This window comes from Romboutsia weinsteinii, from assembly GCF_002250835.2.
Classification (GTDB): domain Bacteria; phylum Bacillota; class Clostridia; order Peptostreptococcales; family Peptostreptococcaceae; genus Romboutsia_A; species Romboutsia_A weinsteinii.
In genome coordinates this window covers 1-7,075 of the sequence record NZ_NOJY02000094.1, presented here as the reverse complement: position 1 = coordinate 7,075, position 7,075 = coordinate 1, and the positions used below count along the sequence as shown (strand labels likewise).

Sequence of the window (7,075 nt, the reverse complement as noted above, 5' to 3'; positions counted from 1 at the left end):
ATATTGAGCATATAGTGCCATTCCTATTTCTAATGAGTCTTCATCAATATTAAACATTCCATGATGGTGAGGGGATTTAGCACCCTTTTGTGGATTTTTTGCACCTACAAATGCTAATACTCCTGGCACACGATTTATATATTCTGATATATCTTCTCCACCCGTTAGCTTAGTCATTAAAGATAAACCTTCTTCTCCAAATAAATTAACTACAGTGTCTTTTGCTATTTTTGAGCAATCTCTATCGTTTATTGTGGCTGGCATACCATAAGTATACTCTAATTAAGCTTCTGCTCTATAAGTAGCTGCTGTGTATTGTATTATATACTCTATCATTTTAGGTACTTCGCCTTTAAGTTCTGGGTTAAAGTATCTAGCTGTACCATCTAAGGTTGCTTCGCTAGCTATTACGTTAAATCTAGTTACTGAATTTATCGCACCTATACTTATGACCATCGGTTCTAGCGGATTTACTTCTCTACTTGCTATTGATTGTAGGTTCATAACTATTGCAGAACTTACAACTACAGCATCTATTCCTTGATGAGGTAGAGAAACATGTCCTCCTTTTCCCTTCACTTTTATTTTAAATATATCTGCTGCTGCCATTCTAGGACCTTCTTCAACAGATATCTTGCCACACTCTAAGTCAGACCAAAGATGCATACCAAATACTCCATATACACCTTCTAATGCATCCTCAGCTATCATAGCCTTTGCACCTTTTGCAACTTCTTCTCCTGGTTGGAAGAATAGTTTAATCGTTCCATACTTGATTCTGGATACTGATGAAATTCTCTTCTCATTTGTACTACATAGTCTTTATATAAATTACTTCTTTATTTTATGTTCATCTTTATTCCCCCTTAACTTCTCAATTTATTATCCATATATTATTAATATCTTGAAACTCTAGTATTTCTATATAATCGTACAATATAATCTATAACAAAAAAGTACCTCTTAAAATAGAGATAAACTAATTTTATCCATCTTATTTTCTAGAGGTACTTTCTTTTATTATTTCATTTTTGATTCTATATTTTCTAGTCTTTCTACTACAGACTTCATCATTTCTTCGAATTTCTCTTTCTTAGCTTTTTCTTCATTTATTAATGATTCAGGTGCTTTTGCTAAGAATCCTTGGTTAGAAAGTTTTCCGTTAACTCTCTTTATTTCACCTTCTAACTTAGCTTTTTCTTTGCTTAATCTTTCAATTTCTTTTGCAAAGTCAACTAATTCATCAAGAGGTATAAATATCTTAACTCCATCTATAACAACACTTACTGTATCTTCAGGTACATTAGTTTCATCTTCTAATATTTCAACAACTGACGCAGATGCTAATGTTACGAAGTAATCTTTACCAGCAATCATAGCTTCTTTCTTTTCACTTGTAGGTACTATTATAACCTTAGCTTTCTTTGATGGTGGTACATTCATTTCAGCTCTTACATTTCTTATGTTTCTTATACCATCCATTGATAAACTCATCATTTCTTCTTCTTTAGCCATATTATCAGCTTCAGTGTAATGAGGCCACTCTGCAACTACTATACTTCCTTCTACAGTTGGAAGGTGAGTATATATTTCTTCTGTTATAAATGGCATATACGGGTGAAGAAGCTTTAATATCTTCTCTAATACATATGTTAATGTGTATAAAGCAGCTTGCTTAGCTTCTTTATCTTCTGAATATAACCTTGGCTTAACTATTTCTATATACCAGTCACAGTACTCTGACCACGCAAAGTCATATATCTTTTGAGCCGCTATACCAAGGTCAAACTTGTCCATGTTATCAGTAACTTCTTTAACAACATTGTTAGCTCTTGATATTATCCACTTATCAGCTAAAGTTAAGTTAGCTTCAACTGACTCTCTAGTTACTCCATTCATTATTTCCTCATCTATATTCATAAATACAAATCTAGATGCGTTCCATAATTTATTAGCAAAGTTTCTTGATGATTCTACTCTTTCCATATAGAATCTCATGTCATTTCCTGGAGAGTTTCCAGTAGCTAACATGAATCTTAATGCATCAGCTCCGTATTGGTCTATTACTTCTAATGGGTCTATTCCATTTCCTAAAGATTTACTCATCTTTCTACCTTCAGAGTCTCTAACAAGTCCATGTATTAACACATGCTTAAATGGAGTTTGATCCATACAGAACATTCCTGCAACTGTCATTCTTAGTACCCAGAAAGTTATTATATCGTATCCAGTAACAAGCACACTTGTTGGATAGTAGTAGTTTAATTCCTCTGTATTATTAGGCCATCCTAATGTTGAGAAAGGCCATAAAGCAGAAGAGAACCAAGTATCTAGTACATCTTCATCTTGCTTAAAGTTAGTATGTCCACACTTACATTCTCTTGGCATTTCTTTAGCAACAACTACTTCACCACAATCTTGGCAATAGTATGCTGGTATTTGGTGACCCCACCATAGCTGTCTTGATATACACCAGTCTCTTATATTTTCTAGCCATTGAGTATAAGTTTTATCAAATTTCTCTGGTACAAATTCTAAGTCTTGATTCTTAAGTATATCTAATGCAGGCTTAGCTAATTCGTCCATCTTAACGAACCATTGGTCTGATAATCTTGGCTCAAGTACTGTTCTACATCTGTAACAAGAACCAACATTATGATTATGATCCTTTATTGCTATTAAGTATCCAGCTTCATCTAAGTCAGCTATAAGTTGCTTTCTGCATTCATATCTGTCCATACCTTCATACTTACCAGCTAATTTGTTCATAGTTCCATCTTCATTCATTACATTTATTTTCTCAAGGTCATGTCTTTGTCCAACCTCAAAATCATTAGGGTCATGAGCTGGAGTCATTTTAACAGCTCCTGTTCCAAACTCTAAATCAACATAATCGTCAGCAACTATTATAAGTTTTCTACCTATCATAGGAAGTATTGCGTGCTTTCCTACTAAATGTCTGTATCTATCATCTTCTGGATTTACTGCTATACCAGTATCTCCTAGCATTGTTTCTGGTCTAGTTGTAGCTATTTCTAAGAATTCATCACTACCAGCTATTGGGTATTTTATGTGATAGAATTTACCATCATGCTCTTCATGTTCAACCTCAGCATCAGATAAAGTAGTCTTACAGTCTGGACACCAGTTTATTATTCTGTTTCCTCTGTATATTTGACCTTTTTCATAAAGTTTCACAAAGAACTCAGTAACAGCTTTGTTACATCCTTCATCCATTGTAAATCTTTCTCTATCCCAGTCACAAGAATCTCCTAGTTGTTTCATTTGGTCTACTATTTTTCTACCAAATTCATTTCTCCAGTCCATAGCTCTATTTAAGAATTCTTCTCTTCCTAATTCGTACTTAGTTTTTCCTTCTTGTTCTCTTATTCTTTCAACAACCTTAACTTCTGTTGCTATAGATGCATGGTCTGTTCCTGGTTGCCATAGAGCTTCGTAACCATCCATACGCTTCCATCTTATCAGTATATCTTGTAGCGTATGATCTAATGCATGCCCCATGTGTAATTGACCTGTTATATTAGGTGGTGGTAGCATTATTGTAAATGGTTTCTTGTTTGGATCTGGCTTAGATTTGAAGTATCCTTGTTCTAGCCACTTAGAATAAAGTCTTGATTCAAAATCTTTAGGATTATACGTTTTTGATAAATTTGTATTTTCCATAGTTATTACCTCCTTGTTATATATTTCGCTTTTCATAGCGTTATTGTCTGTTGCATAAAATAAAAAAGAGCTTTTCATCCATATAAAAGGACGAAAAGCTCGCGTTACCACCTTAATTTCAAGATTTACTTAAATTAAATAGTTAATCTTGACTCTCAAATATTTTAACGATTATCACCGTCTAAACTTACTATTAGTTCAGTTTAGAAACTCAAAAGCTACCTTCTGTAAACCTATACTTAAAAGATCTTTCAGCCAATGGATCTTATTCTCTGTTAGTAGTATTTACATACTCCTCTTTTTCATAGTCTTTATTTTATTTACTTATTTACTAATTATATCTAATCAATATTATTATTGTCAATTATTTATAATTATATAATTAAAGTTTTAATTTTTATTTTAAATTTCGTTCCCAAAAGTTTTTTGGATTATCGTGATTTGTTACAGGTAAGATCTTATATCCTCTTTCTTTTAGAATTAATATTATATTATTCAATGCTTTAGCACTTTGTTCCTTTTCATGCATCAATATTACGATTTCTTTTTTATCTCTTCCATAATATAATATATTGCTTATTATTTGATCCTTAGTAGATCTCCAATCCTCTGTATCTAGATTCCAATCCCAAATCAAATATCCATTGTCTATAAGCTTATTGTAAGACTCTTCAGGAGCATAAGGCTTACTTCCGTACGGTAATCTTATGATCTTTGAAGTTTCTCCTGAGATCTTGTAAAGAGTATCATTACATGTATCGAACTCTTCTACTGTTGCCTCTGGACTCTGATATAGCTTATGTATATCATGGCTCACACTATGAAACCCTGCCGTATTCCCATCTTTAATAATTCTCTTAACTTCTTCTGGATGTGCCTTCATATTTCCATTTATCATGAAAAATGTGGCATTTACATTATTTTTATTAAGAGTATCAAGTATTTCATTAGTATATTTAGATGGTCCATCGTCTATAGTTATATACGCAATCTTGTCAGGTGTTATACCTGGCCCTTTATAAATTTCATTAGATGCTTTATACACTATTTCACTCAGAGTATCACTTTTTACTATTTTCGTTATTCTGTTATTCTCAACATTAATTGTAGGTGTAGCACTTGTGCTATTGTTTATAATAATGGCTGCAGTTATTAATAATACTATGAGAATAAAACTAACTATTATATACAATATAGTCATTTTTTTTCTATCGTTCATCCCCCAAATCTCCCTCTTTACATAAATAATAAAATATACTCTTTATGTATAGAACTTATGCCTATAAGTTTGACTCATTAAGATTTTTAATAGCTTCTATCTCTTCTATTATTTTGCTCAGATGATAGTTAAATACCGGGCTTTGATTTTCATTTTCTTCCCATTTTATAGTTTCTATCTTATATAATTTTTTTAAATTTTCATGATTTTTTTTATTTATATATAACTTTTTCTCTAGTAATTCTATACATTGCATATGGAAATATATCTCTTTGCATATAGATATTCCCTCTAAAAGTTGTTCTGTATTTACCTTATTTCTACTGTAGTCTAATTCATCTAATAATCTTGAGTACATACGCTCTAACTTATGTAGTTCTTTTTGTACCTTTTCTAGATTGAATTTTTCTTGATGTAATGCCTTAACTTTTAGTGTATGAATTACTATTTTTTCTATCTTTTTAAAGGCAACCATAGTACCTTCTAAATAATCCGGTCTTGCCATTATATAGTTTATTACGACTCCAAATATTACTCCTACAGATGTGTCTATAGCTCTATTTATAGCGTATGCTGCTGGATCACTACTACCAACGCCTAAATGTACTCCAAAAAATGTTATACAAGATACTAATATTGCTGGAGTAAGTTTCAATGTATTACAAGCATAAATCGTAACCATTGTACCTAATCCACATATAACAGGATCTCCAGGGCTAATTAATGCTGATAAAAAACCAACGGTTCCTCCAACTACGGTTCCATATACTCTATTTAGCCCTGACTTCATAGATCCTTTTACAGTATCTTGAACCGAGACTACACATCCTATTGCTGAGAAGAATAAATTTTGAACCAAGTTAGCTGCAATTAATACGCAAAACATTACGGCTATACCTGTCTTTATCGTTCTCATTCCTATTTTTTCAAACTTCACTATGATACCTCCCGATGCTAACATATTGCCTTTTCTGACAATATTTCTTATTACTAATATATTATAATGCATCAGTAATAATATGAATAGTATCTAAACCTTTCTCTGCTGGTAATTATTCTTTGTATTAATAATACTTTTATAAAGTCTTTTGTTTCATTTATTACATCACTATCACTATAATTTGCGCCAGATATCTTACCCTCAATCATATCCTTATATATTTCTTTTTTATATCTTTTAAAAATATCTTCCACTAGTTGCTCAAATACATTCATAGTAGGAAATGGGTGCAATTGTTCGGAATCAGTTTCTCTTAGGATTGTTTCTACATGTCTATTTATATCGTTATATATTTTAGGATAATAACTCTTTGAAATATTTTTACAATACTCATAGTAATTATACATAGTCTCACCTCAATATATTTATTCTAACTAATATATATGATTGCGCTACCTATATTAATACAAAACTTTAAAATTCAACTTACATAGTTAGAAATAAAAAAACTGCCATAAGGCAGTTTCTTATCCAATTTCTATCATCTCTCCGTTGACAGCATATATTATTTTTTCACATACATTAGTTATATGATCTCCGATTCTCTCTAAGTATCTACCTACAAACAGAAGTCTAACACCTTGATTTATAGTCTCTGGTCTTTCATTCATAATTTTTAAGCAATCTACATGTATTTGTTCATATAAGTCATCTACTATATTATCTCTTAATCCTATTTCATAAGCTAAATTTTCATCACTATTTTCTAATGCAGCTCTTGCCTGTTGAAGCATGTAAACACATTCTTTACCCATCTTAGGTATATCAATTAATTCTTTCATATAATCTTCTTGAATTTTTAATGTTTCTTCTGCTATATTTTCTGAATAATCCCCTATTCTCTCTAATTCTATAGCTATATTGCCTAATGCATAAATATATCTTAAGTCTTTTGCCATAGGTTGTTTTAAAGCTATTAATTCTATACTTCTATCTCTTATATATGCTCTTAAATCATCTATTTCATCATCATTTTTTATTACTTTTTTTGAACCTTCTAAATCTTTTCTTACCATACAATCTATAGATGAATCTATTGCTGTTTCACATTTCTCCATCATCTTTATAGTGTAGTTCTTAAGGGTATTTATGTTTAGTTCCATACTATTATTCATAACTATAATAATGCTCCTTTTAGACTATTTTTTATCCAAATCTTCCTGTTATATAAT

7 protein-coding genes and 1 other annotated feature are annotated in these 7,075 nt (G+C 31.2%); all 7 genes read right to left on the bottom strand.

Translation table 11 applies throughout. The features are described from left to right. Nucleotides 1-264 (bottom strand): M20/M25/M40 family metallo-hydrolase (locus tag CHL78_RS21240; protein ID WP_243446487.1); only part of this gene is annotated, 264 nt, incomplete at its 3' end. Nucleotides 265-282: 18 nt separating this feature from the next. Continuing rightward, nucleotides 283-762 (bottom strand): M20/M25/M40 family metallo-hydrolase, encoded by a 480-nt coding sequence (locus CHL78_RS21235; RefSeq protein WP_330408677.1) that lies wholly within the window; start codon nucleotides 760-762, stop codon nucleotides 283-285. A 258-nt stretch (nucleotides 763-1,020) separates the two neighbouring features. After that, a complete protein-coding gene (locus CHL78_RS19195) occupies nucleotides 1,021-3,684 on the bottom strand; it encodes a valine--tRNA ligase (protein ID WP_116041724.1) in 2,664 nt (887 codons plus the stop codon). Nucleotides 3,685-3,767: 83 nt separating this feature from the next. Then, nucleotides 3,768-3,999: a binding site (T-box leader), on the bottom strand. An 82-nt stretch (nucleotides 4,000-4,081) separates the two neighbouring features. Continuing rightward, nucleotides 4,082-4,903: a polysaccharide deacetylase family protein gene (locus tag CHL78_RS19185; protein WP_094369026.1), complete on the bottom strand. Its 822-nt coding sequence runs from the start codon at nucleotides 4,901-4,903 to the stop codon at nucleotides 4,082-4,084. A 61-nt stretch (nucleotides 4,904-4,964) separates the two neighbouring features. Beyond that, nucleotides 4,965-5,840, bottom strand: a complete 876-nt coding sequence (locus tag CHL78_RS19180; RefSeq protein WP_094369025.1) for an FUSC family protein — start codon at nucleotides 5,838-5,840, stop codon at nucleotides 4,965-4,967. A 71-nt stretch (nucleotides 5,841-5,911) separates the two neighbouring features. Next, on the bottom strand, nucleotides 5,912-6,250 hold the full coding sequence (locus tag CHL78_RS19175) for a hypothetical protein (RefSeq protein WP_094369024.1): 339 nt from the start codon (nucleotides 6,248-6,250) through the stop codon (nucleotides 5,912-5,914). A gap of 120 nt (nucleotides 6,251-6,370) precedes the next feature. Next, entirely contained in the window at nucleotides 6,371-7,018 is a 648-nt protein-coding gene (gene phoU, locus CHL78_RS19170; RefSeq protein ID WP_094369023.1) for a phosphate signaling complex protein PhoU, read from the bottom strand. Between the last annotated feature and the right edge of the window lie 57 nt (nucleotides 7,019-7,075).

Excerpts from the sequence above, each read along its gene's own strand:
- CHL78_RS19175 (WP_094369024.1), bottom strand. The coding sequence starts at position 6,250 with ATGTATAATTACTATGAGTATTGTAAAAATATTTCAAAGAGTTATTAT.
- CHL78_RS19195 (WP_116041724.1), bottom strand. The coding sequence starts at position 3,684 with ATGGAAAATACAAATTTATCAAAAACGTATAATCCTAAAGATTTTGAA.
- CHL78_RS19185 (WP_094369026.1), bottom strand. The coding sequence starts at position 4,903 with ATGAACGATAGAAAAAAAATGACTATATTGTATATAATAGTTAGTTTT.
- phoU (WP_094369023.1), bottom strand. The coding sequence starts at position 7,018 with ATGAATAATAGTATGGAACTAAACATAAATACCCTTAAGAACTACACT.